17 protein-coding genes and 1 pseudogene are annotated in these 21,683 nt (G+C 71.1%); 8 read left to right on the top strand and 10 right to left on the bottom strand.

The features are described from left to right. Window positions 1-149: 149 nt before the first annotated feature. Window positions 150-551 (bottom strand): cupin domain-containing protein, encoded by a 402-nt coding sequence (locus ACLBYE_RS06710; RefSeq protein WP_447693553.1) that lies wholly within the window; start codon window positions 549-551, stop codon window positions 150-152. A 311-nt stretch (window positions 552-862) separates the two neighbouring features. Here ACLBYE_RS06710 and ACLBYE_RS06715 point away from each other — a divergent pair, with 311 nt between their 5' ends. Both ACLBYE_RS06715 and ACLBYE_RS06720 read left to right on the top strand, forming a co-directional pair. Continuing rightward, entirely contained in the window at window positions 863-2,293 is a 1,431-nt protein-coding gene (locus ACLBYE_RS06715) for a HAMP domain-containing sensor histidine kinase (protein ID WP_447693554.1), read from the top strand. Continuing rightward, window positions 2,290-2,955 carry a response regulator gene (locus ACLBYE_RS06720; protein ID WP_447693555.1) on the top strand — a complete coding sequence of 222 codons (666 nt, stop codon included), beginning with the start codon at window positions 2,290-2,292 and terminating at the stop codon, window positions 2,953-2,955. Before ACLBYE_RS06715 ends, ACLBYE_RS06720 begins: the two co-directional genes overlap by 4 nt. A 33-nt stretch (window positions 2,956-2,988) precedes the next feature. Here ACLBYE_RS06720 and gyrB read toward each other — a convergent pair whose 3' ends face one another. The 5 genes from gyrB to ACLBYE_RS06745 form a co-directional block, all read right to left on the bottom strand. Further along, a complete protein-coding gene (gene gyrB / locus ACLBYE_RS06725; RefSeq protein WP_447693556.1) occupies window positions 2,989-5,433 on the bottom strand; it encodes a DNA topoisomerase (ATP-hydrolyzing) subunit B in 2,445 nt (814 codons plus the stop codon). Window positions 5,434-5,611: 178 nt separating this feature from the next. After that, window positions 5,612-6,574 carry an aldo/keto reductase gene (locus tag ACLBYE_RS06730; RefSeq protein ID WP_447693557.1) on the bottom strand — a complete coding sequence of 321 codons (963 nt, stop codon included), beginning with the start codon at window positions 6,572-6,574 and terminating at the stop codon, window positions 5,612-5,614. Window positions 6,575-6,579: 5 nt separating this feature from the next. After that, the gene (locus ACLBYE_RS06735) at window positions 6,580-7,224 is read right to left on the bottom strand and encodes an MBL fold metallo-hydrolase (protein ID WP_020091678.1); all 645 of its coding nucleotides are present in this window, start codon (window positions 7,222-7,224) and stop codon (window positions 6,580-6,582) included. 101 nt (window positions 7,225-7,325) lie between these two features. Then, window positions 7,326-7,709 (bottom strand): hypothetical protein, encoded by a 384-nt coding sequence (locus ACLBYE_RS06740; protein ID WP_447693558.1) that lies wholly within the window; start codon window positions 7,707-7,709, stop codon window positions 7,326-7,328. Window positions 7,710-7,776: 67 nt separating this feature from the next. After that, window positions 7,777-9,444, bottom strand: a complete 1,668-nt coding sequence (locus ACLBYE_RS06745; protein ID WP_447693559.1) for an alpha-amylase family protein — start codon at window positions 9,442-9,444, stop codon at window positions 7,777-7,779. A 156-nt stretch (window positions 9,445-9,600) separates the two neighbouring features. On the opposite strand from ACLBYE_RS06745, the pseudogene ACLBYE_RS06750 reads away from it, so the two are divergent. Together ACLBYE_RS06750 and ACLBYE_RS06755 are read left to right on the top strand one after the other, a co-directional pair. After that, window positions 9,601-12,736, top strand: a pseudogene (locus ACLBYE_RS06750) (penicillin-binding protein 1A). Window positions 12,737-12,764: 28 nt separating this feature from the next. Then, entirely contained in the window at window positions 12,765-13,826 is a 1,062-nt protein-coding gene (locus tag ACLBYE_RS06755) for a hypothetical protein (RefSeq protein ID WP_447693560.1), read from the top strand. 15 nt (window positions 13,827-13,841) lie between these two features. Here ACLBYE_RS06755 and ACLBYE_RS06760 read toward each other — a convergent pair whose 3' ends face one another. Next, window positions 13,842-14,060, bottom strand: coding sequence for a hypothetical protein (locus tag ACLBYE_RS06760; RefSeq protein ID WP_020091673.1), 219 nt, complete (start codon window positions 14,058-14,060; stop codon window positions 13,842-13,844). 268 nt (window positions 14,061-14,328) lie between these two features. On the opposite strand from ACLBYE_RS06760, the gene ACLBYE_RS06765 reads away from it, so the two are divergent. Beyond that, complete coding sequence (locus ACLBYE_RS06765) at window positions 14,329-14,577, top strand: hypothetical protein (protein ID WP_012317333.1); 249 nt, start codon at window positions 14,329-14,331, stop codon at window positions 14,575-14,577. 176 nt (window positions 14,578-14,753) lie between these two features. After that, a complete protein-coding gene (locus ACLBYE_RS06770; protein WP_447693561.1) occupies window positions 14,754-15,392 on the top strand; it encodes a hypothetical protein in 639 nt (212 codons plus the stop codon). A gap of 15 nt (window positions 15,393-15,407) precedes the next feature. Here ACLBYE_RS06770 and ACLBYE_RS06775 read toward each other — a convergent pair whose 3' ends face one another. Then, complete coding sequence (locus tag ACLBYE_RS06775; RefSeq protein WP_020091671.1) at window positions 15,408-15,986, bottom strand: polysaccharide biosynthesis/export family protein; 579 nt, start codon at window positions 15,984-15,986, stop codon at window positions 15,408-15,410. Window positions 15,987-16,175: 189 nt separating this feature from the next. Between ACLBYE_RS06775 and ACLBYE_RS06780 the strand changes: the two genes are divergently transcribed. Next, complete coding sequence (locus ACLBYE_RS06780; RefSeq protein WP_447693562.1) at window positions 16,176-18,395, top strand: GumC family protein; 2,220 nt, start codon at window positions 16,176-16,178, stop codon at window positions 18,393-18,395. A 12-nt stretch (window positions 18,396-18,407) separates the two neighbouring features. Here ACLBYE_RS06780 and ACLBYE_RS06785 read toward each other — a convergent pair whose 3' ends face one another. Then, window positions 18,408-19,592, bottom strand: coding sequence for a GNAT family N-acetyltransferase (locus ACLBYE_RS06785; protein ID WP_447693563.1), 1,185 nt, complete (start codon window positions 19,590-19,592; stop codon window positions 18,408-18,410). Window positions 19,593-19,832: 240 nt separating this feature from the next. On the opposite strand from ACLBYE_RS06785, the gene ACLBYE_RS06790 reads away from it, so the two are divergent. Next, complete coding sequence (locus ACLBYE_RS06790; RefSeq protein ID WP_447693564.1) at window positions 19,833-20,894, top strand: polysaccharide deacetylase family protein; 1,062 nt, start codon at window positions 19,833-19,835, stop codon at window positions 20,892-20,894. A gap of 25 nt (window positions 20,895-20,919) precedes the next feature. On the opposite strand, the gene ACLBYE_RS06795 is transcribed toward ACLBYE_RS06790, so the two are convergent. Further along, the gene (locus ACLBYE_RS06795; protein WP_056521486.1) at window positions 20,920-21,576 is read right to left on the bottom strand and encodes a DUF2155 domain-containing protein; all 657 of its coding nucleotides are present in this window, start codon (window positions 21,574-21,576) and stop codon (window positions 20,920-20,922) included. Window positions 21,577-21,683: the final 107 nt, after the last annotated feature.

Raw genomic sequence — 21,683 nt, forward strand, 5'->3', positions numbered from 1 at the left:
CGCCGTCACGTCGGCCGGGTGGGACAGGGCGGTCGCCTCGATGACCGGCGGCGTCGCCATGTCGGCGCGCCGCGCGCGATCTGGCCTCTCGAGGGCGTCTGCGGCGGGTCGGAGCGACGGTCGCGCGCGGATCGAACCCCCGTCGGCGATCACTTGTCCGAGCGCGTTTTCCTCGGATCGTCGGAGGCATTGACGTAGTCGAGCCCGAAGGGCCCTGTTCCCGAGACCTGGATCACGGCCGGGTCGCGCGTCGTCCAGAGCGCGTGGGGCATCTTGGCCGGCAGATACAGGAAGGCACCCTGCCGGAAAGACTGACCCCGGCTCGCGTCGATCGTCTTCCCCATGTCGTGGACGAGTGTGCCGGACAGCAAGGTCACGCTCTCGTCGGTCGCGTGCGTGTGCGGAGCGATGACGTAGTTCGGCGGGAACCGGAGCCTGAGCGTGAACGGTCCGGGCTTGTCCGGATCGCCGGCGATGATGCTGATCTCGCTGCCCTTCAGGAGGGAGGGCGGCGCGGCGCGCCACTGGACGGCGTCTTCACCGGTGACCATGACCATCTCGCCCGCGCGCGCGTCCGGCGCGAGGCATGCGAGGAAGAGGACGAGACAGCAGCTCTGGCGCAAACGCATCGACAATCTCCAGATCGGCGCTGGGGCGAGCCCGGATCGAACCTGTCCGCTGACGCCGACCTGCCGTTACTGTCGGCGGCGCTCGCGACAGGGTCCGTCCTGTTAGACCGCGCGCCTTCGGACCCGCTACGGCAGAACGCCCGTACCGACCTGGGCAAATCGCACGACCTTGCCGCGGACCCTTCCAACACGGTCGCGGGCTCGCGTACTCTCGGCCTTTCGGGAGAACACGGGTGACACCCTTCGGGCTCAAGCAGGTCCTGGCCGTCTGGGACGCGCGCGAGCTGGATCTCAAATGGGCCCTCGTCGGCCGCATCGCGCTGATCGCGATCCTCTGCGCTGCCGGAGCGGCCGCCTACGCGATGCACGACGTCGCGGCGAAGACCCGACAGCGGAACGCCGAGACGGCCGATGAGGTGCACAAGCAGCTCCGCCTCCAGCTCCTGCGAATCGAACGGGCGGCCGACATTCCCCAACGCTTCCCGGATTGGGAGATCGTCACCCGGTACGCTCTGCAACCGGGCCAGTGCGTGCAGCTGATCCCGGCGGAGGCCGGTCCGACGCGGTCGAGCTGCGTGGGCGTCGAGGCGCACGCGCGCGCCGCACCCGACTGGTTCGCGACCCTCTACCGGTTCCTCTTCTTCGCCGGATCCACCGTCAGCCTGCCGCTCGAGCATCAGGGGTCGCGGATCGGGATCGTCGAGGCGGACATCGATCCCGACGCGGTCGTCGGGTCGGCGTGGATCGTGCTGAAGCAGGTGTCCGGCGCACTCGCGGCCATGACCGTCGTCCTGTGCGTGCTGGTCTACGGCGCGGTGGCGCACGCGCTGCGTCCCGCCAACGAGATCCTGGTCGGTATCGATCGCGTCGCGAAGGGCGACCTCGCGTGGCGTCTGCCGAGCCTCCGCCTGCGCGAGCTCCGACGCATCGCGACGGTCTTCAATCAGCTCGCCGACCATCTCCAAATCGCCACGCGGGAACGTGCCGAGCTGGCGCGCCGGCTGATCGATGCCCAGGAGCAGGAGCGGCGGTGGCTGTCGCTCGAACTGCACGACGACGTGGCCCAGCGTCTGACGGCGTTGAGCCTTCTCGCCCGGTCGATCCAGGAGGGCGCGCGCTCTTCGTCACCCTCGGTCGCGGCCGAGAGTGCCGAACTCGCCACCATGGCGTCGGACGCCGTGCGCGCGCTCCGGAGCACCCTGTCCGCACTCAGGCCGCCGGAGATCGACGATCTCGGGCTGCGGGTCGCGCTCCGGAGCTTGATCGCCGCCCAGGCGCAACGCGCCGGGGGCCGGATCCACGTCACGCTCGCGGCCGACGCGCAGGCCGATCGCCTGCCCTCCGACGCGGCGGCCCATATCTACCGGATCGTCCAGGAAGGCCTCACCAACGCCGTCCGCCACGCGGCCGCGCGCACCGTCGCGATCGCGCTGAACGTCGCGGAGACCGCCGGCGGCGCCGAGGTCCAGCTGATCCTCACGGACGACGGGAGCGGCGCCCCCGTGGAGGCGCTGGAGCGCCCGCATTCCGGTCTCGGCCTGCTCGGCATGCGCGATCGCGTCCACGCGCTCGGAGGGCAGATCGTGACGGAAACGTCCCCGGGCGGCGGGTTCCGCCTGCGGGTCCGCTTTCACGCCGCGCTCGCGAGCGAAGAGGTGTCATGACCAAACGGCGCATACGCGTGATGCTCGTCGACGATCACGCCGTCGTGCGGGAGGGCTATCGGCGGCTCCTGGAGCGGCAGCCCGACATGGAGGTCGCCGCCGAGGCCGGGGACGGCGCGGAGGCCTATCGCGCCTACCGCATGGTTCAGCCGGACGTCGTCATCATGGACATCAGCATGCCCGGCCGCGGGGGGATCGACGCCATCCGTCAGATCCGGCAGGTGGATCCGAGCGCCCGCATCCTCGTCTTCAGCGTGCATGCCGCGGTGAGCTACGCGCTCCAGGCCATACGCGCCGGCGCCCGCGGTTACATCACCAAGAGCAGCGCTTCAAATCTCCTGATCGATGCGGTGCGGAGCGTGTTCAACAACAAGCTGACCCTGTGCGCGGAGATCTCACACCTGCTGGCCGCGAGCCGGCTGGCGGAGGAGACGTCCCCGATCGACCAGCTGTCGCCTCGGGAATTTGAGATCCTGCGGATGATCCTCGACGCGCGGCACACGGACGCGATCGCGGCCGATCTCAGCCTCTCGCCCAAGACCGTCGCGAACTATCACTACGCCATCAAATCGAAGCTCGGCGTCAGCTCGGACGTGGAGCTCGTCTACTGCTGCATCCGGTGCGGGCTGATCGATCCCTTCGCGGTCGTCGGAGCAAGCTAGGACTCGCGGGCGCGCAGCCCGCGGCGGTGCGCGTCACACGTCCAGGTTCGCGACGCTCAGCGCGTTCTCTTGAATGAACTCGCGCCGCGGCTCGACCACGTCGCCCATCAGCTTCACGAACAGGTCGTCGGCATCGGTGACGTCCTTGACCTTGACCTGCAGCAGCGAGCGCACGTCGCGGTCGAGCGTGGTCTCCCAGAGCTGCTGGGCGGTCATCTCGCCGAGGCCCTTGTACCGCTGGAGCTGAAGGCCCTTGCGGCCGAAGGCCATCACGGCCTCGAAGAGCGCCACGGGCCCGTGCAGCACCGTCTCGTCGGATTTCCGCATCAGCGTGGCCGGCTCGCCGTAGATTTCCCGGAAGGCGTCGGCCCGCTCGGAGAGGCGCCGGGCCTCCTGCGAGGTGATCAGGCCGGCGTCGAGGGTCGAGACTTGGCGAACGCCCCGGAGCGTCCGGCTGAGGCGATAGCCGCCCTCGAACGACTCGCCCTGCCAGCCCCGCTCGATCTCGTCGGCGATGGCGTCGAGCCTGCGGGCGGTCATGTCGGCCAGGACCTCGGCCTCACCCGCCCGCGACGCCGCCTCGGCATCGAAGGCGCCGGCCAGCACCGCCTGCTCGACCACCGAGCGGTCGTAGCGCGTGTGCAGGCCCTGCAGGATGCTCCGGAACGTCCGGGCCTCCTCGACGAGGCTCTTGAGCTGCGCCCCGGCGAATTCCGCGCCGGTGGAGAGTCGCAGCACCGCGCCGTCGGTGCCCTGATCGATCAGGTAATCCTCGAGGGCGCGCTCGTCCTTCAAGTAGATCGCCCGGCGGCCGCGCTCGGCTTTGTAGAGCGGCGGCTGCGCGATGTAGAGGTGGCCGCGCTCGATCAGCTCCGGCATCTGTCGGAAGAAGAAGGTGAGCAGCAGCGTGCGGATGTGCGAACCGTCCACGTCCGCGTCGGTCATGATGATGATGCGGTGGTAGCGCAGCTTCTCCGGGTTGAAGCCCTCCCGGTCCGTGGAGGAGCGCCCGATCCCGGCGCCGAGCGCCGTGATCAGGGTGCCGATCTCGGCCGAGGACAGCATCCGGTCGGCGCGCACGCGCTCGACGTTGAGGATCTTGCCGCGCAGGGGCAGCACGGCCTGGAACGTCCGGTCGCGGCCCTGCTTGGCCGAGCCGCCGGCGGAATCGCCCTCCACCAGCAGGATCTCGCACTTGGTCGGGTCCCGCTCCTGGCAGTCGGCGAGCTTGCCGGGCAGCGAGGCGATGTCGAGCGCGCCCTTGCGGGTCACGGTCTCGCGCGCCTTGCGGGCGGCCTCGCGGGCTGAGGCCGCCAGCACGACCTTGCCCATCACCGACCGGGCCTGGCTCGGATTCTCCTCGAGCCACGTGGACAGGCCCTCGTTGAGCACGTTCTCCACGGCCGGGCGCACCTCGGACGAGACGAGCTTGTCCTTGGTCTGCGACGAGAATTTCGGGTCCGGCACCTGCACCGAGATGACCGCGGTGAGGCCCTCGCGGCAATCCTCGCCGGTGAGCGAGACCTTCTCCTTCTTGGCGATGCCCGACGACTCGGCGTAGCCGGTGACCTGCCGGGTCAGGGCCGCGCGGAAGCCGGCCATGTGCGTGCCGCCGTCGCGCTGCGGGATGTTGTTGGTGAAGGGCAGGACCGTCTCGTTGAACGAGTCGTTCCACCAGAACGCGACCTCGACGCGGATCCCGTCCCGCTCGGAGCTGACGACGACGGGGCTCGTCATCCCGTCGATCGGCTTGCGGAATCGATCGAGGTACCGGACGAAGGCCTCGATGCCGCCCTCGTAGTACAGCTCTTCGCGCTTCTTCTCGGCGTGGCGGGCGTCGGTCAGGACGATGCGGACGCCGGAATTGAGGAAGGCGAGCTCGCGCAGGCGCTTCTCCAGCGTGCCGTAGTCGAACTCAATCATCGTGAAGGTGTCGGTCGACGGCAGGAAGGTGACCTCCGTGCCGCGCCTTCCGTTCCCGGGCCCGATGATCTCCAGGGGCGCCACGGCGTCGCCGTGGCGGAACTCCATCGCGTGCTCGTTGTCGTTGCGCCAGATGCGCAGGCGCAGCCAGGACGACAGGGCGTTCACCACCGAGACGCCGACGCCGTGCAGGCCGCCGGAGACCTTGTAGGAGTTCTGGTCGAACTTACCGCCGGCGTGCAGCTGGGTCATGATGACCTCGGCCGCCGAGACGCCCTCCTCCTTGTGGATGTCCACCGGGATGCCGCGCCCGTTGTCGGAGACCGTGCAGGAGCCGTCGGCGTTGAGGGTCACGGTGACGAGGTCTGCGTGGCCGGCCAGGGCCTCGTCGATGGCGTTGTCCACGACCTCGTACACCATGTGGTGGAGGCCGGAGCCGTCGTCGGTGTCGCCGATATACATGCCGGGCCGCTTGCGGACGGCGTCGAGGCCCTTCAGCACGCGGATGGATTCCGCGCCGTAATCGGCGGGCTCGGTCTGGGGGGTGTCGGCCATGAACTTCCTCGGCAGGCGGGCCTGATCGCGTCGGTGGCAGATGCGCCCTCGGGCGCCCGCGCCTGAACTCTCGCTTGGTCCGCCTGATATAGGGGTTCCGCGTTGAGATTGCACGATTTTACGGGTCTGCGGCGGGCCCGTCCCGTCGCTTTTGTGACGCCCGTCGCTTAACGCTGCGTTAGCCCTCGATGCCGCCCGCGCTCGCCGCATCCAGCCGGTCGATCGCCCCGGGCGCGAGCGTCAGCCGGACGGCGCCGAGCAGCTCGTCGAGCTGCGCCACAGAGGTGGCGCTCGCGATGGGCGCGGTGATGCCGGGGCGTGCGATGATCCAGGCGAGCGCGACCTGGGCCGGACTCGCGCCGTGGGCCTGCGCGACCGAATCGAGGACGTCGAGCAGCGCGAGGCCGCGGGGGTTCAGGTACTTGGCGACCCGGTTCTCCCGCGGGCGCCCCGCCGCGTCGTCGGCACTGCGGTACTTGCCGGTCAGGAAGCCGGCCGCCAGGGAGAAGTAGCCGATCACGCCGATCTGCTCGGCCCGGCAGAGCGGCTCGAGCTCGGCCTCGTAGCCGCGCTGGGCGAGGCTGTAATCGGGCTGCAGGCACTCGTAGCGCGTCAGCCCCGCGGAGGCCGAGACCGCCAGCGCTTCCGCGAGCCGGGTCGCGGTGTAGTTCGAGGCGCCGATCGCCCGCACCTTGCCGGCCGCGATCAGGCGCTCGTGGGCCCGCAGGGTCTCCTCGAGGGGCACCGCCGCGTCGTCGAGATGCGACTGGTACAGGTCGATCCGCTCGACCCCGAGGCGCCGCAGCGAGGCCTCACAGGCCCGCTCGATATGGGCCGCCGAGAGGCCCTTGCCGGCCTCGCCCAGGTCCATGCCGACCTTGGTCGCCAGGACGATCCGGTCGCGCGCGCCCGGACGGGCCGCGAGCCACTTGCCGATCACCGTCTCGGACTCCCCGCCGACGTGGCCGGGGGCCCAGCGCGAGTAGACGTCGGCGGTGTCGATGAAGTCGAAGCCGCTCTCGACGAACCGGTCGAGGATCGCGAAGGACGCGGCCTCGTCGGCCGTCCAGCCGAAGACGTTGCCGCCGAGGCAGAACGGCGCGACCGTCAGGTCGGAGCGGCCGATGCGGCGCCTGTCCATGCGCGTCAATCCTGCAGGAAGGGGTTGGACACGCGCTCCGCGCCGAGGGTGCTGGTCGGTCCGTGGCCGGGGATGAAGGCGACGTCGTCGCCTAGCGGCAGGACCTTGTCCTTGATGGCGCGGATGAGCTGCTCGTGGTTGCCGCCGGGCAGGTCGGTGCGGCCGACCGAGCCCTTGAACACCACGTCGCCGACGAGGGCGAAGCGCGCGTCCCGGCTCACGAACACGACGCTGCCGGGCGAGTGGCCGGGGCAGTGGAGGATGTCGAAGCCGAGCCCGCCGACCGTCACGGCGTCGCCCTCGTCGAGCCACCGGTCGGGCGTGACGGGCCGGGCGGCGCCGAGGCCGTAATTGGCCGCCGTCTCGGGCAGGGAATCGAGCAGGAACTTGTCGGCCTGGTGCGGGCCCTCGATCGGCACGCCGAGGCGCTCGCGCAGTTCGTCGGCGCCGGCGGCGTGGTCGACGTGCCCGTGGGTCAGCAGGATCTTCTCGACGGTGACGCCCTGCTCGCGGATCGCCGCCTCGATCCGGTCGAGGTCGCCGCCGGGATCGACGACGGCGCCGACCTTGGTGGCGTCATCCCAGATCAGGGTGCAATTCTGCTGGAAGGGCGTGACCGGGATGATCCCGGCGCGTGGCGTACCTGGCATGTCGTCCCGCGTGTTGGTGGCGCCGCTCCGGACGCCCTCCGCCCCAGTTTAGCGTAGAACGCGGGTGGGCGGCACCCTGTGCGGCACGCTGCGCGGCACGCTCAGGCCGCGTCGCCCCTGGGGCGGCGCAGGCTGTCGTGAAGCGCCAGCATCTCCGCCATGCCGAGCGCCCGCGAACTCCAGCGGGTCTCAGCGGCGTTGACCTGGGTGAACCGGTCGTGGGACCGCCCGCCATAGGCGCCGAACAGGGCCCTGCCCGCCTCGACGGCACCGTCGCCGGGCGCCGTCTCGTCCGGCCGGTCGATCCGGTAGGACGGCGTCGGGGAGCGGCCGGTCACGCCGATCCGAACCGAGGCGTCGCCGTGATGCTTCTGGCACATCCGCATGGTGCTCAGGACCTGGCGCAGGTAGGCCTCGCCGTCGGCGAGATCGGGCAGGACGTCGGCGATCGTCGCGTCCGGGGGATGATGCTTCGTCCGGGCCATGTCCCACCTCGCTCCGGCCTGTCCTACCGTGTCGGCCGGCCGAGGGCGAGCCGGGCCCCGGTGTTCCTCACGTCGGCCGCCGCTTCAGCAGCGCGTCGAGCCCGCCGACGCGGAACCAGTGGTAGCCGTATCCCTCCAGGAACAGGCAGTGGCGGCCGTCGTCCTTCACTTCGCTGCGGGCGCCGGTGAGCAGGTCGACGAGGATGTCGTGCTCGCGATCCTCGGATCCCGACGCTATCGCGACCTCGACGGGCTCCGGCGCGAGATTGTGGACGCACAGGATGGCGTTGCCGCGCCACGCGTAGCGCAGCGCCAGGACCGACGGGCGCCCGGTCTCCATCGCGACGACGTCGCCCCAGCCGATCTCCGGCGCCTCCTTGCGCTGCCGGATCATGCTCTGCATCCAGTTGAGCAGCGAGCCCTCCTCGTGGCGCTGGTCGGCGACGTTCACGTGCGCGTAGCCGTAGGGGCCGTGGTCGATCAGCGGCAGCACGGTGCGCTCGGCCGTCGAGAATCCGCCCTGGTGCTCGCTCGTCCACTGCATCGGCGTGCGGGCGCAGTCGCGCTCCGGCAGAGCCAGCTCATCGCCCATGCCGATCTCGTCGCCGTAGCGCAGCACCGGCGTTCCCGGGAGGGTGAACATCAGCGAGTAGGCGAGGCGGATCCGGCGGGGATCGCCGGCCAGCATCGGCGCGAAGCGGCGGCGGATGCCGCGGTCGTAGAGCTGCATCCCCTTCTCGGGTCCGAAGGCGTCGAACACGCTCTGGCGCTGCTTGTCGGTGAGGCGTCCCAGGTCGAGCTCGTCGTGGTTCCGCAGGAAGATGCCCCACTGGCAGGAGAGCGGGCGCGGCTTCGTCCGCTCGATCGCCTTGACGAGGGGCCGCGCATCGTGGGCCGCCAGGGCGTAGAAGGTCGCCTGATTGACTTGGAAGTTGAACATCATGTGCATGCGGTCGGCGTCGTCGCCGAAATAGTCGAGGTCCTGCTTCGGCAGGATGTTGGCCTCGGCCAGGATGATCGCGTCGCCCTGGCGCCACTGCAGGAACTCGCGCAGGTCGCGCAGCATCTCGAACTGCTCGCGGGGCTTGCCGCCGACATCGGCGCCTTTCTCGGCGATGACGAAGGGCACCGCGTCCATGCGGAAGCCGGAGACGCCGAGCTGGATCCAGAAGCCCATGATCTTCAAAATCTCGGCCAGCACCTCCGGATTGGCGGTGTTGAGATCCGGCTGGAAGTTGAAGAAGCGGTGGAAGTACCAGGCCTTCGCCTTGGTATCGTAGGTCCAGGTGGTCTCCTGAACGCCCGGGAAGACCATGCCCTCGTCGGCGGTCGCGGGGCGCTCCTTCGACCAGACGTACCAGTCGCGGTAGGGCGATTTGGGGTCGGACCGTGCCGACTGGAACCACGGGTGCTGGTCCGAGGTGTGGTTGACGACGAGGTCGATGAGGACGCGCAGGCCCCGCTGCTTGGCGGCGTGCGTGAAGGCGACGAAGTCCCCGAGCGAGCCGTAATCCGGATCGACGCCGTAATAGTCGGCGATGTCGTAGCCGCCGTCCTTCTTGGGCGAGGGCTGGAACGGCATCAGCCAGACCGCGGTGGCGCCCAGGCCCTGGATGTAGTCCAGCCGGCGCTCCAGCCCGGCGAAGTCGCCGATGCCGTCGCCGTTGGCGTCCATGAACGTGCCGACGGACAGGCAGTAGATGATCGCGTTCTTGTACCACAGGTCGTTGATCATGGGCCCCCCGGCGTCGTCGCGCCTCACGAACGTGGGAGTCGGCCAAAGCGTTGCCGTGCGGCGTCTCCTTAAATCAGCCGCGTTGTGCACGCCCTGTTCAGGCGCGCTCCCGAAAGGTCCGCGCTCGCCCCGTCGCGTCCCCCGAACCCGGCCCGTATGAACGCCATCCTGATCAAGCTGTTCGCGACCGCCCTGACGCTCAGCCAGGTCACGACCCGGCCGGACGCGGTCCGGACGCAGTTCGATCCCGCGACGGACGGCCCGGAGGTGGTGCGCCTGCTGCGCGACGGCTGCGCCCACATGCGCAAGGCCTTCGACATCGAGGACATCAATCTCGACGAGTTGATCACCACCGCGATGGAGGATCCGTCCACGGTCGCCGGTCCGGCCGCGCCGAAGATCCTGCACGGTCTCGACCTGACCGAGCTGAACACGAGCTACAAGCAGTTCTGCAAGGGCGAGAACCCGGCGAACTCGCCCTTCGACGCGAAGGCGGTGATCGAGTTCTACGACAACGCCACCAAGGATCTGCCCAGCGCCGAGGCCCTGCGCGACAAGGCCCTGCCGGGGATGACCCGGATCCTCGACGGCGCCGGCAAGCCCTTCGCCGAGGCATCGGAGCCGAACGGCCGCCGCATCGTGGTGCCGATCACGGCGGTTCCGAACCTCGTCCAGAAGGCCTTCATCGCCGCCGAGGACAAGCGCTTCGAGACCCATCACGGCATCGACGAGCGCGGGGTGATCCGGGCCTTCATCGCCAACCTCGCCTCGCCGGGGCGCCCCGCGGGCGGCTCGACCATCACCCAGCAGGTGGTCAAGAACCTCTCGGTCGGCGACGACGTCACCTACGAGCGCAAGATCCGCGAGATGATCGTCGCGTCGCGTCTGGAGCGCATCCTGACGAAGCCGCAGATCCTGGGGCTCTACCTCAACGGCATCTATCTCGGCCGCGGCGCCTACGGCATCGAGATGGCCGCGCAGAGCTATTTCGGGAAGCCGGTGGGGCAGCTGACCCTGCCGGAAGCGGCGCTCCTCGCCGGCATGCCCAAGGGCCCGAACTTCTACAGCCCGGACAAGTACCCCGACCGCGCGCGGGAGCGGCGCGCCTACGTGCTCGCGCGCCTCAAGGAAGAGGGCACGATCACCGAGGCCGAGATGGGCGCGGCGATCAAGTCCGATCTCGGGCTGAAGCCGATCGAGACCGCGCGGCGCGATTCCGGCTTCTACGTCGTGGATTTCCTCAATCGCGAGGCCCGCACCTTCGCGGGCGTGGATTCGCTGACCTCCGGCTCGCTGACCGTCCGTTCGACGATCAACGCCGGGCTCCAGCGCGCCGTCGAGGACGCCCTGCAGGACGGCCTCGCCAATTACGAGCGCGGCACCGGCCGTCAGACCTTCACGGGGCCGGAACTCAACCTCGCCGATAGCGTCCGGCGGATCCAGGCGGCGACGCCGGCACCGGAGGGCTCCGCCTCGGCCGCGCCCGCCGTCACCGGCGCGCGGCCGGAGGGCGCGGAACCCCCCGCCCGGCCCGAGGGCCCGGCGCCCCCGGGGGGCCCCCCCCCCGCCCGCCCCCCCCCCCCCCGGCGCGCGGCCGGAGGCCGCGAAACCCGACGCCAGGCCGGAGGCCGGGCCGGCCGCGAAGCCGCGCCGCGGCGAGAGGGTCGCGGCCGTGCCGCAGAAGAAGCCGGCGTGGCTGCTGGCGCTCGAGAGCGCCCGCCCGGTCCTCTACGACGTCCACTGGCCGATGGCCGTGGTGCTGGAGACCGGGCGCGGCGGCATGAAGGTCGGCCTCGCCGACGGCCGCACCGCCTCCCTCGACCCCGGCATCGCCCGCGGCAAGCTGCAGCTCTACGACGTGATCCGTGTGAAGGTCAGCGCCGGCAAGGGCGCCCCGCGCGCGCAGCTCCGCGTCCGGCCGACCGTCCAGGGCGCGGCCCTGGTGCTAGAGAACCAGACCGGCCGGATCCTCGCGATGGCCGGCGGCTTCTCCTACCCGCTGAGCCAGCTCAACCGGGTCACCCAGACGGTGCGCCAGCCCGGCTCGACGCTGAAGCCGCTGACCTACCTCGCCGCGCTCAACGCCGGCCTGCAGCCGAACACCCTTGTGATGGATTCCGCCGTGACCCTGCCGCCCATCGGCGGGGCCGGCGATTCCTGGTCGCCGAAGAACTACGAGGGCGGCGGCTCGGGACCGACGACCCTGCGGCGCGGTCTCGAATTCTCCAAGAACCTCGTCACCGCCAGGCTCCTCCAGGGCGGGATTGCCCCGAAGGCGCCGGCGAGCCTGAAGCGGGTCTGCGACATCGCCCTCGAGGCGCAGATCTACGCCGAGTGCGAGCCCTACTACCCCTTCGTCCTCGGCGCGCAGCCGGTGCGGATGCTCGACCTCGCGGGCTTCTACGCGGCGGTGGCCAACGAGGGCGCCCGCCCGGCGCCCTACGCGCTCGAATCGGTCGAGCGGGACGGCAAGCCGCTCTACACGCACGCCGCCAAGGAGCCGGTGCGGATCGCCTCGGCGGACCGCGTGGCCTTCTACCAGCTCAAGACCATGCTGCAGGGCGTGACGCAGCACGGCACGGCCGCGGCGCTCGCGAAGGTCTCGGCCTACGTCGCGGGCAAGACCGGCACCTCGGAGAACGAGAACGACGCGTGGTTCGCCGGCCTGACAAACGAGATCAGCGTCGTGGTCTGGGTCGGCTACGACAACGCCGACGGCACCCGCAAGACGCTCGGCCGCGGCCAGACCGGCGGCCACGTCTCGGTGCCGATCGCCTCGGCGATCCTGCAGGCGGCCTGGGCGAACGGCGTCGCCAAGACGCCGCTGCGGGGCCCCTCCCCCGAGGCGCGCCCGTTCATCGCCGATTTGCCGATCGACCCGCGCAGCGGCGTGCGGATCGCCGGCGGCGGCTTCCTCGAGCATTTCCGCACCAGCGGCGACGGTCGCATGGCGGACACCCAGTACCGCCTCGTGCCCCGCGAGACGCTCTACGCCATGCGGCCGGACGCGCAGGACGGCGATCTCGCCGGCGACGACGGCGCGAGCGTCGCGGGCGACTACTACGGCAACATGACCGGCGAGCGGCCGCGATCCGACTTCCTCGACCCGTTCGGCGAGCGTCCCGCGCCGCGCAGCCGCCGCGCGCAGGGCGACGTGGATCTCTACGGGCAGGATCCCTACAAGCCCTGGCCGGGCCAGACGAATCGCTCGCCCTTCGGCGGGGACGACGACGCGCGCCGCCCGCGCCGCCGCGATCCCGACTACCTGTTCGGCGAAGACCCCGGTTACTGACAGCCCTCTCCGACAGACGAGGATCCCGTTGCGCCAGCAGCTTCCCGCGGCCCTGGCGGCCGCCCTCACGGCCGCGCTCCCGGCCCTCCCGGCACGCGCCCAGACACCCGCCGCCAACACTGCCCCGGCGCCGGGGCCCGAGCGGATCAAGGAGGTGCCCTCGGTCACGGCCGTCGATCCGGCCACGATCAAGCCCGGCCAGATCCTGTTCACCGACCATCGCGACAACCCGTCGGCGCCGGAGAACGGCCTGATCTCGTATCTCGACTGGCTGAAGGCGCGGCCGGCCGAGGCGGCGGCGCTCGCCCCCTATCCGGGCTACAAGGAGCCGGACTACACGGTCACGGTGAACGGCGTGACCAAGCCGCGGCACGAGACCCTGAAGGTCTACGTCGCCGAGGGGCGCTTCGTCGTCCCGCGTCCGCCCGAGGCGATCGACCTCCAGGCCTTCGCCAACCTCGCCTTCGTCCAGAAGATGGATCCGGCGATCAAGCACCGTACCCTCGCGGTCGCCGACGTGACGCCCAACAAGGATCCGGCCGCCGCCTTCGCCAAGCGTCCCGACCGTCCGTGGTGCGAGGGCGCGGGCGCCTGCATCGAGTCGCGCTACGACCTCGAGGGCAAGCTGCCGCTCGGCGTGAAGCTCGCCAACAAGCTCGAGGAAGGCTCGGCCAAGAAGATCGCCGAGTTCGTTTCGTTCCAGAGCGAGCTGCGGGTGCTCGGGCCGGACCAGGGCGACCGGCTCAAGGCGCTGACCAAGATCGACACCGCGGTGACCGGCGGCCTCGAGCAGACGATCTTCTGGGTCAACCAGATCCTGCGCTTCGGCAAGTTCCTGGCCGTGTTTCAGCCGATGCCGAACGACCCGACCAAGACGGTGGTCACCACCTACATGGCGCTGGCGATCAAGGGCGACGTCCTCGACCGCAAAGCCGAGTACGCCCGGGTGCCGGTACTCAAGAATTTGCTGCCCGCGCAGGTGCTGATGGGCAATTCCAGCTTCAACACCGGCAACTCGATCAGCGCCGGCCTGCCGATCTACGCCCGCAACCGGATCGCCACCTTCGCGGACGCACTCACCAAGCGGTGACGCGTCACGCGCGCCTCACATCCCGCGGTTGCCGATCGTCGGCAGCGTCGGCTGGGTGTAGGCGCGGTTCACGTCGCGGCGGGTCTGCGTGCCGTTGGTGTTGCCCGAGGCCCGATAGTTGTCGAGGTTGAAGGTCTCGGCGAGGCCGCTGCGGGAATCCGGGCCGTCGCTGGTGCTGCACGCGCAGAGGCCGCCGAGGGTCAGCGCGGAGAGGGCGAGAAGGGTCAAGCGCATCGCGTATCCTGAAAGCGGGCCGTGGCCGGGCCGCGACCGGCCACGGCCGGAGCGGCCCTCACGGGACGTCTCGCGGCATGGTCAGCGCGGAGGCGCCTCCGTCAAGGTCGCGCGCAAGATGTAAATCCGTTCTGCCGCCTCCGATGCGCGCCGGCCACGGAAAATCCACCACAGACCGGGATTGCGGCGGATAGGGCCGGCCAATCGTGTTGAGTTCGGCCCCCTCCCCCTGGCGAATCCCGGTCGTTTCGGGCGACAACCCTCCGCGATGAGCAACGTCTTGCCCTTCCGTCCGCGCCCGACCGTCACCCGCCTCGCTCGCTGCGAAGTTGTGACCGTGGCCGGTGATCTCCTCGCGCTGCTGGAGCAGCTCGAGGATGTGAGCGCCCGCGCCGCCGCGATGGGGCGTCCGGCGATCGAGGTCGAGCGCACCGTCCAGCACCTGCTCGATGCCGTCAGTGCCGTGGAGCGCGCCCTCGACTGCATCGGCGAGGGCGAGCAGTCGGCGCCGGGCTAGAACGCGTCCCTGCGCGCTCGGGCGCGCCGGGCTCCTCACCGCGGGGACGTCGAATCCCGCGCCGGCGGATCGCCGCCGGGCGTTCTTAAGCAGACTCTAAATCATCCGGAACCCTCCAGTACGCCTTGCGGTTGAGGGTCGGATGCTCACGTCGGGCGTCGCTTCCGGAGGGTGCCATGAGGCTTCGCACGAGCAGCTTGCTGGCCGTCATGGCGGCCGGCGGTCTCCTCGCCGGGTCGGCGCTGCGCGCCCAGGCCGCCGAGGTCGGTTTCCTCGAGATGCTGTTCGGCGCCCGGCCGGCCCCGCAGCAGGCTCAGCCGGCCCCTGCCCCGGCCCCCGCCTTCGACGGCCGCACCTTCGGCCGCCACGCGACCCCGCGGCTCGGGGCAGCGCGCCGCCGCTTCCAGACCCGCTACGCAGCGCTCCCGCTCAAGATCCGCGTCAAGGAGCGAGAGATCAGCGAGCGCCAGACCCCCATCGACATGAAGGGCGGCGCGACGGCGGCGCTGCTCAAGGACGAGACGCTGCGGCCGGGCGACATCGTGGTGCTGAATTCCGGCGCCCGGGTCTTCACCGGCAGTCCCGACAAGCGCCACGCGATCCGGGATTTCGAGCCGGTCCAGAACTCGCGCTTCGTGAGCCGGGGCACGCGGAAGGTCCTGGCCGGTCTGTTCACGCCGGTCGGCGCCGTGCCCGCGCAGGAGGCGCGGCGGATGATGGCCCGCGCCCGGCAGCCGATGCCGGAGGTCGCGACGCCGATCCCCGCGCAGAAGACCGCCATGCGGGTAATCAACCCGTGGCAGGGCGGGCAGTGACCGGCGCGGCGCCGCTCAGAAGAAGCGTTCCTTGATGACGATCGTGTCGCCCGGCCGGACCGCGTAGGTCATCGGCACGATCCCGGAGATCAGCGAGCCGCCGGCGTCGCGGGTCAGGACGGCGTAGTCGCGCGCTGCCCTCGGGCCGAAGCCGGCCGCGATCGCCACCGCCGTCTCGACGGTCATGCCGTTGACGAACGGGTACTGGCCGGACGTGGTGACCTCGCCGAGGATGTAGAACGGTCGGTAAGCGTCCACCTCCACGGTCACGTGCGGCTCGCGCACGTATCCGGAGGCCAGCTTGGCCTCGATCGCCTTGGCCGCCTGCGCGGTCGTCTGGCCGCCGACCTGCACGGTCCCGATCAGCGGCATGGCGATGCGCCCCGCGCCGTCGACCGCGTATATGTTGGACAGGTTGTCCTGGCCGAACACGATCACCCGCAGCTTGTCGCCCGCCGCCAGCGTGTACCGCGCGGCGATCGAGCCGGTGCCGGTGGCATCGAGCTGGTCGGTGCGGAAGCTCGGCCGCAGGCAGCCGCCGAGCGCCAGAGTCGAGCCGAGTGCGAGGAGCAGAGCGCGCCGGTTCATCACCATCGCCGTCATGGATGCAGTTGCGGGGTGATGTAGGCCGTTAAGGTTAATGAAACTTGATCACCGCCCGACGGAGGCGGCGCCGTCACCGGTCCGCGCGGCCCTTAACTCTTGAGCAACCTTAACATCCACTAATGGCGGCGGGACGGCAGTAATGCCCGCCCGGCCTGTCTCCGCGTTCAGAGCGTCCGCATGTCCACGATCCGTCAACGCTCGACCTACGCCGTGCCCGGATCCCAGCCGCGCGCCGAGGAAGGCCTCGGCCTCGCGCAGCTGCCGCGGATCCTGCGGCGCTCGATCGGCTGGATCGTCGGGCCGACCCTGGTGGTCGCCCTGGGCGCGAGCGTCTTCGTCAACGTGGTCAGCCCCCGCTACACCGGCGAGGCGAAGGTGCTCCTCGAGAGCCGCGACCCGCCCTTCGCCCGCACCGCGCAGGAGCGCGGCGACCAGCTCGCGCCGATCGACGAGCAGGCGGTGGCGAGCCAGGTGCAGGTCGTGATGTCCCGCGATCTCGCCCGCGAGGCGATCCGTCGGCTCAAGCTCGTCGGCAACGCCGAGTTCGATCCCGGCGCGGGCAGCATCGGCGCCGTGCAGCGCGTGCTGATGATGCTCGGCATCGGTCCCAATCCCCTGGACCGCCCCGCCGAGGACCGGGTGCTCGACGCCTACTTCGACCACCTCCTGGTCTTCCCCGCCGGGAAGTCGCGCATCCTGACGATCGAGTTCCGCGCCAAGGACCCGAAGCTTGCGGCCGAGGCCGCCAACACCATCGCCAAGCTCTACATCGGCTCGCTGGAGGCCGATAAGGTCGACACCGCCCGCTACGCCTCCACCTGGCTCGGCGGCAACATCGACGGGTTGCGCAAGCGCGTCGCCGAGGCGGAGGCCAAGGTCGAGGCGTTCCGCGCCAAGAACGGCCTCGTGGGCAGCACCGGCTTGGCCGGGCGGCCGCTCAACGCCCAGCAGCTCGGCGAGCTGTCGAGCCAGCTCTCCGCGGCGCGGAGCCTGAAGGCCGACCTCGACGGCAAGGTGAAGGCCATCAAGGACCTGATCAAGGACGGGCGCGCCTTCGAGATTCCCGACGTCGCCAACAACGAGGTCATCCGCCGGATCGTCGAGAACCGGATCTCCGTGCGCGCCCAGCTCGCCCTCGAGTCGCGGACCCTCCTGCCGGCTCACCCGCGGATCAAGGAGCTGCACGCCCAGCTCGAGGACCTCGACGCCCAGATCAAGGCCTCGGCCGAGCGCGTCGTGCGCACGATGGAGAACGACGCCAAGATCGCCGGCGCCCGGGTCGAGAGCCTCCAGGCCGCCGTCGACGGCCAGCAGGACGTCGTCGTCCGCGGCAACGCCAGCGAGATCCAGCTCCGCGCGCTGGAGCGCGAGGCGAAGGCGCAGCGCGAGCAGCTCGAATCCTATCTCGGCCGCTACCGCGAGGCGGCGGCGCGCGACGGCGAGGCCGCGACCCCCGCCGACGCCCGCATCGTGTCCCGCGCGGTGACGCCCGAGGTTCCGTCCTTCCCGAAGAAGCTGCCGATCGTCGCCTTCGCGACGCTGCTGACGCTGATGCTCTCGATCGGCGGGGTCATCGCCAGCGCGTTGCTCGCCGAGTCCGGCCGCGCCGCCGGCGACCGCGACGGCGATCCGGCAGACGATCGGCGGCGCCGCGAGCCGGTGCTGGATCGGCCGTCCTTCACCTTCCCGGAGGCGACGCCGGCCTCCCGCTGGTCCGAGGCGTCGGGCGCGGCTGCCGCCGCGTCGGCGGCGCCCGCCGCGGTCGCGGCGATCCCCTCCCCCGACACGTTCGATCTCGCGCCGCTCGTCGCGCGCATCGCGGCGGCGCCCCGCGCACCGGAGGCGCAGGCGGGTCGCCGCGTCCTGATCGTCGAGACCGAGGCCCGTCGCGGCGTCCCGACGCTGCCCGAGGCCCTGACCCGCGCCCTCGGTCGCGAGGGAAGCCTCGTCGCTGTCGACCTGAACCTGCCGAACGACGGCACGGCGCGGCTCGGCTTCGCCGATCTCATCGCCGGCGAGGCCGCGTTCCTCGACGTGATCCAGGCACGCCGGGACGGCGGCCAGCACCGGATCGAGGCGGGGCTGCTGGAGTCGACCGTCCTGTTCGACGAGCCCGATGCCCTGGCCCTGACCTTCGAGGCCATGGCCGAGGCCTACGACTGGGTGGTCTTCCGGCTCCACGCCGCGCCGGGGGCCGTCGACCTCCTCGAGCTCGTGGCCGGCTTCATGGACAGCGTCGTCATCGCGTCGAACGCCGATGCCGAGGATCCGGCGCTGGCCGACCTCTACGCCCTCGCCGAGGAGGCCGGCGCGGGGCAGATCCTGGTCGCGCAGGATCGCCCGGCCGCGTCCAATGTCGAGGAGGCTCGGGCGGAGCTGCGCCTCAACGCCGCTTAGGCCGCGCGCCGGTCACGACCGGCGCAGGGTGCGGAGCCGCCTGAGGGCGGCGTAGAGGCGCGGGTCGCGCTTGATCCGCCGTTTCGTCCGCGTCAGGCCGCGGCGCAGGGCGCCGTAGGCCCGGCCCCGCAGGGTGACCGGGATGATCGTCTCGACGAGGCTGATCGTCTCGTCGCAGATACTGGCCTTGTAGCGCGCCTCGCCGACGCCGAGGTCGAAGCCCTGCCGGCCGCGGGCGGTCTGGTCGCGCACCAGGTGCTGCAGGAGAAGGTCGCCGGGACTGTAACGGGCGACCTCGGGGTCGGCGTCGAACGCCGTCATCATGCCGCTGAAGCGCCGGTCGCTGACGGCCCCGCCGAAGGTGGCGAGGACGCGACCGCTCTCGGCGAGACACAGGGCGTACAGCTCCACGGCGGGCTCGGCGCCGGTCGACGCGGCCGTCAGGAAGGAGCGGATCGCGGGATCGGCGTAGGGGTCGGCCACGCCCATGCCGGCGAAGCGGGCCGATTTCTGCGCGAAGAACGCCGCCAGCAGGCGCCCCGCCTCGTCGGCGGTCTCGGCGCGGCGGTAGGCGATCGCGCCGTGCGCCTCCACGAGGCGTTTCTCCTTGGAGCGCAGCTTCTTGCGGGCGTCCGCGCTGAAAACCCGGCGCACGGTCGCCTCCGGGTCCGGCCCGAGCATGAGGCCGTAGCCGTCGCTGGCCTCCGCCTCGCCGGTCGCGGCGAGCGGGTTTGCCGTCCCCTCCCACATCCGCGGCTGATGCTTCAGCGCGAAGGCGTCGATCCCGTCCGCGCGGCCGGCGCGGATCAGCGCCGCGACGATGCTGCCGGGCCCGATGGCCGCCGCGTCGCGGGTGGCGAAGAGCGGCAGGTGATAGTTGGCGTGCGTGTCGCCGACCGTGCGCGCGAGGCGCAGCCCGTGCTCCCGGCTCAGGGTGAACGGGACGAGGATGCGCGGCCGTCCGTCGGCATCCCGCAGGACCGCGACGCGCGCGTGCTCGGCCTGTCCCGTCGCCCGCAGGTAGGCGCTGATCCAGTCGAACCGCTGGTAGGGCGTGCCGAGGCTCGCCGGATCGGCTTCCAGACGCCGCCACAGCGCCTCCGCGGCGGCCAGATCGGGGATGATCTCCGCGACAAGGCTCCCGGCGCTGCGCGAATCGACCATGTCCGTTCCCGCTACGTGGACACCGACCGCCATGACCCGATCTCCCGGGGACCGCGCGCGATCCCGTGCCGCGCGCACCCTGACGGCAAGCGGCTGAACAGCCCGTCACTGCGATCGCTGATGGCGCGATCCCGGCGCCGGACGGTCCGCCAAAGAACAGTCGTGGCTAACGATAGCTTGCTTTCGCTGCCGCCACGCATGCTTTCGGCTTTATTTACCAGGGGAAGCCAAGGCTGTGCCGAGCTGGGCCGCGGGCCCGAACGGTTCAGGGCCATGCTGTCGTCGCGTGCCAAGCATCGGGTCTTCGCGTCCGGATTCCGCGCGATCCAGGCGCTCGGGGCGGACCGCTGGCTCAGCCCCGCGGCGCGCGGCCTCGGCGTGATCCTCACCTTCCACCACGTCAGCCCCGACCCGGTCCCGGCCTTCGCGCCGAACCGCCTGCTCGGCATCACCCCCGAGTTCCTCGACCTGACCCTGCGCGAGCTCGATGCCCGCGGCTTCGAGATCATCGGTCTCGATTCGGTGCCGGAGCGGCTGTCCGCACCGGATTACGGGCCGCCCTTCGCGGTCCTGACCTTCGACGACGGCTACCGCGATAACGTCGAGCACGCGCGTCCCGTGCTGGCCCGCCACGGCGCACCGTGGACCCTGTTCGTCACCAGCGGCTTCGCCGACCAGGCCGGGCGGCTCTGGTGGATCGAGCTGGAGCAGGCGATCGCGCGCCTGGACCGGGTGCGCATCGACGTCGGCGCGCGGAGTCTCGACCTTCCGGCGCGCAGCCCGCAGGAGAAGGCGCTGGCCTTCGAAGCCCTGTACCGCGACCTGCGCCGCGGGGACGAGGCCGACCTCCTCGACCGGATCGCCGCCCTCTGCAGGCAGGCCGGCTTCCAGCCCGGGCGCCTCGCCGCCGATCTGTGCCTGTCCTGGGCAGAGCTGCGCGACCTCGCCGCCGACCCGGCCGTCACCGTCGGCGCCCACACGGTCAGCCACCCGATGCTCGCCAAGCACGCTCCCGCGATCGCGGCGCGCGAGATCGCCGAGGGGCGCGCGCGGATCGAGACGGAACTCGGGCGGCCGGTGCGGCACCTCTCCTACCCGGTCGGGGATCCGACCTCCGCCGGCCCGCGGGAATTCGCGCTGGCGCGGGAGATGGGCTTCGCGACGGCCGTGACCACGCGGCCCGGCCACCTCTTCGCCGAGCACGCCGGGCACCTCCAGGCCCTGCCCCGGGTGTCGGTGAACGGCTGCCACCAGACGCGCGCGGCGCTGGCCGGACTGCTCTCCGGCGTCCCGTTCCTGGCGTGGAATCGCGGGCGACGGCTCAACGTCGCCTGAGGCGACGACCCGCCCGCGGGCGGCGTCAGCGGAACAGCGCGTCGAACAGGTTCTGCGGCTGCTGCTGCGGCGGCGGGGCCGGCGCCGGCCCCTCGTTCGACGGGAAGAACTTCCGCGAGGGCTTCTGGCGGGGCTGGACCGGCACGCCGCGCGGCGCCTCCACGTCCACCTGCCCGTTGGCGTTGAGCTGCTGGGCGGTCTTGGTCGCGTCCTTGCCGGGGCGCTTCGCCTTCTCGGGCTTGGCCGCCACGGCCGGGACGTCCTCCTGCTCCTTGGCCTCGGCGATCACGTCGCTGCCGCCCTTACAGTCGACCAGCCACACGTCGTAGATCGGGTGCTCGATCGCGTGCAGGCCCGGGCTCGACGCGAACATCCACCCGGTGAAGATCCGGCGGTACTTGTTGTCGAGGGTGACCTCGTCGACCTCGAGGAACGCCGTGGTCTTGGCGCTCTCGGTCGGCGGGCGGGTGTAGCAGACCCGCGGGGTGAGCTGCAGGGCGCCGAACTGCACGGTCTCGTCGACCGCCACCTCGAAATTGACGATCCGGCCGGTGATCTTGTCGAGGCCGGAGAACACCGCGGTCGGGTTCTTGATCTTGTCGGCGGCGGCGGGGCCGGCGCAGACGAGGAGCGCGAGGCCGGGGGCGAGCGCGCGGCGTGCGAGGGCGGTGATGCGGCTCAAGGCTCGGACCCCTGGACGAGGGTGACCGGCCGCGCCAACGGGTGCGCGGCGGGCGATCGGGATTGACCCGTCATGAACACCGGAACGGTGGCGGCAAAAGGGCGCCG

It is taken from the genome of Methylobacterium sp. A52T, assembly GCF_053346095.1.

What these genes read in the sequence shown, in the direction of transcription:
- ACLBYE_RS06785 (WP_447693563.1), bottom strand. Translation starts at nt 19,592, where the DNA reads ATGGCGGTCGGTGTCCACGTAGCGGGAACGGACATGGTCGATTCGCGC.
- ACLBYE_RS06745 (WP_447693559.1), bottom strand. Translation starts at nt 9,444, where the DNA reads ATGATCAACGACCTGTGGTACAAGAACGCGATCATCTACTGCCTGTCC.
- ACLBYE_RS06760 (WP_020091673.1), bottom strand. Translation starts at nt 14,060, where the DNA reads ATGCGCTTGACCCTTCTCGCCCTCTCCGCGCTGACCCTCGGCGGCCTC.
- ACLBYE_RS06765 (WP_012317333.1), top strand. Translation starts at nt 14,329, where the DNA reads ATGAGCAACGTCTTGCCCTTCCGTCCGCGCCCGACCGTCACCCGCCTC.
- ACLBYE_RS06730 (WP_447693557.1), bottom strand. Translation starts at nt 6,574, where the DNA reads ATGGACAGGCGCCGCATCGGCCGCTCCGACCTGACGGTCGCGCCGTTC.
- ACLBYE_RS06710 (WP_447693553.1), bottom strand. Translation starts at nt 551, where the DNA reads ATGGTCACCGGTGAAGACGCCGTCCAGTGGCGCGCCGCGCCGCCCTCC.
- gyrB (WP_447693556.1), bottom strand. Translation starts at nt 5,433, where the DNA reads ATGGCCGACACCCCCCAGACCGAGCCCGCCGATTACGGCGCGGAATCC.
- ACLBYE_RS06720 (WP_447693555.1), top strand. Translation starts at nt 2,290, where the DNA reads ATGACCAAACGGCGCATACGCGTGATGCTCGTCGACGATCACGCCGTC.
- ACLBYE_RS06790 (WP_447693564.1), top strand. Translation starts at nt 19,833, where the DNA reads ATGCTGTCGTCGCGTGCCAAGCATCGGGTCTTCGCGTCCGGATTCCGC.
- ACLBYE_RS06740 (WP_447693558.1), bottom strand. Translation starts at nt 7,709, where the DNA reads ATGGCCCGGACGAAGCATCATCCCCCGGACGCGACGATCGCCGACGTC.
- ACLBYE_RS06780 (WP_447693562.1), top strand. Translation starts at nt 16,176, where the DNA reads ATGTCCACGATCCGTCAACGCTCGACCTACGCCGTGCCCGGATCCCAG.
- ACLBYE_RS06775 (WP_020091671.1), bottom strand. Translation starts at nt 15,986, where the DNA reads ATGGTGATGAACCGGCGCGCTCTGCTCCTCGCACTCGGCTCGACTCTG.
- ACLBYE_RS06770 (WP_447693561.1), top strand. Translation starts at nt 14,754, where the DNA reads ATGAGGCTTCGCACGAGCAGCTTGCTGGCCGTCATGGCGGCCGGCGGT.
- ACLBYE_RS06735 (WP_020091678.1), bottom strand. Translation starts at nt 7,224, where the DNA reads ATGCCAGGTACGCCACGCGCCGGGATCATCCCGGTCACGCCCTTCCAG.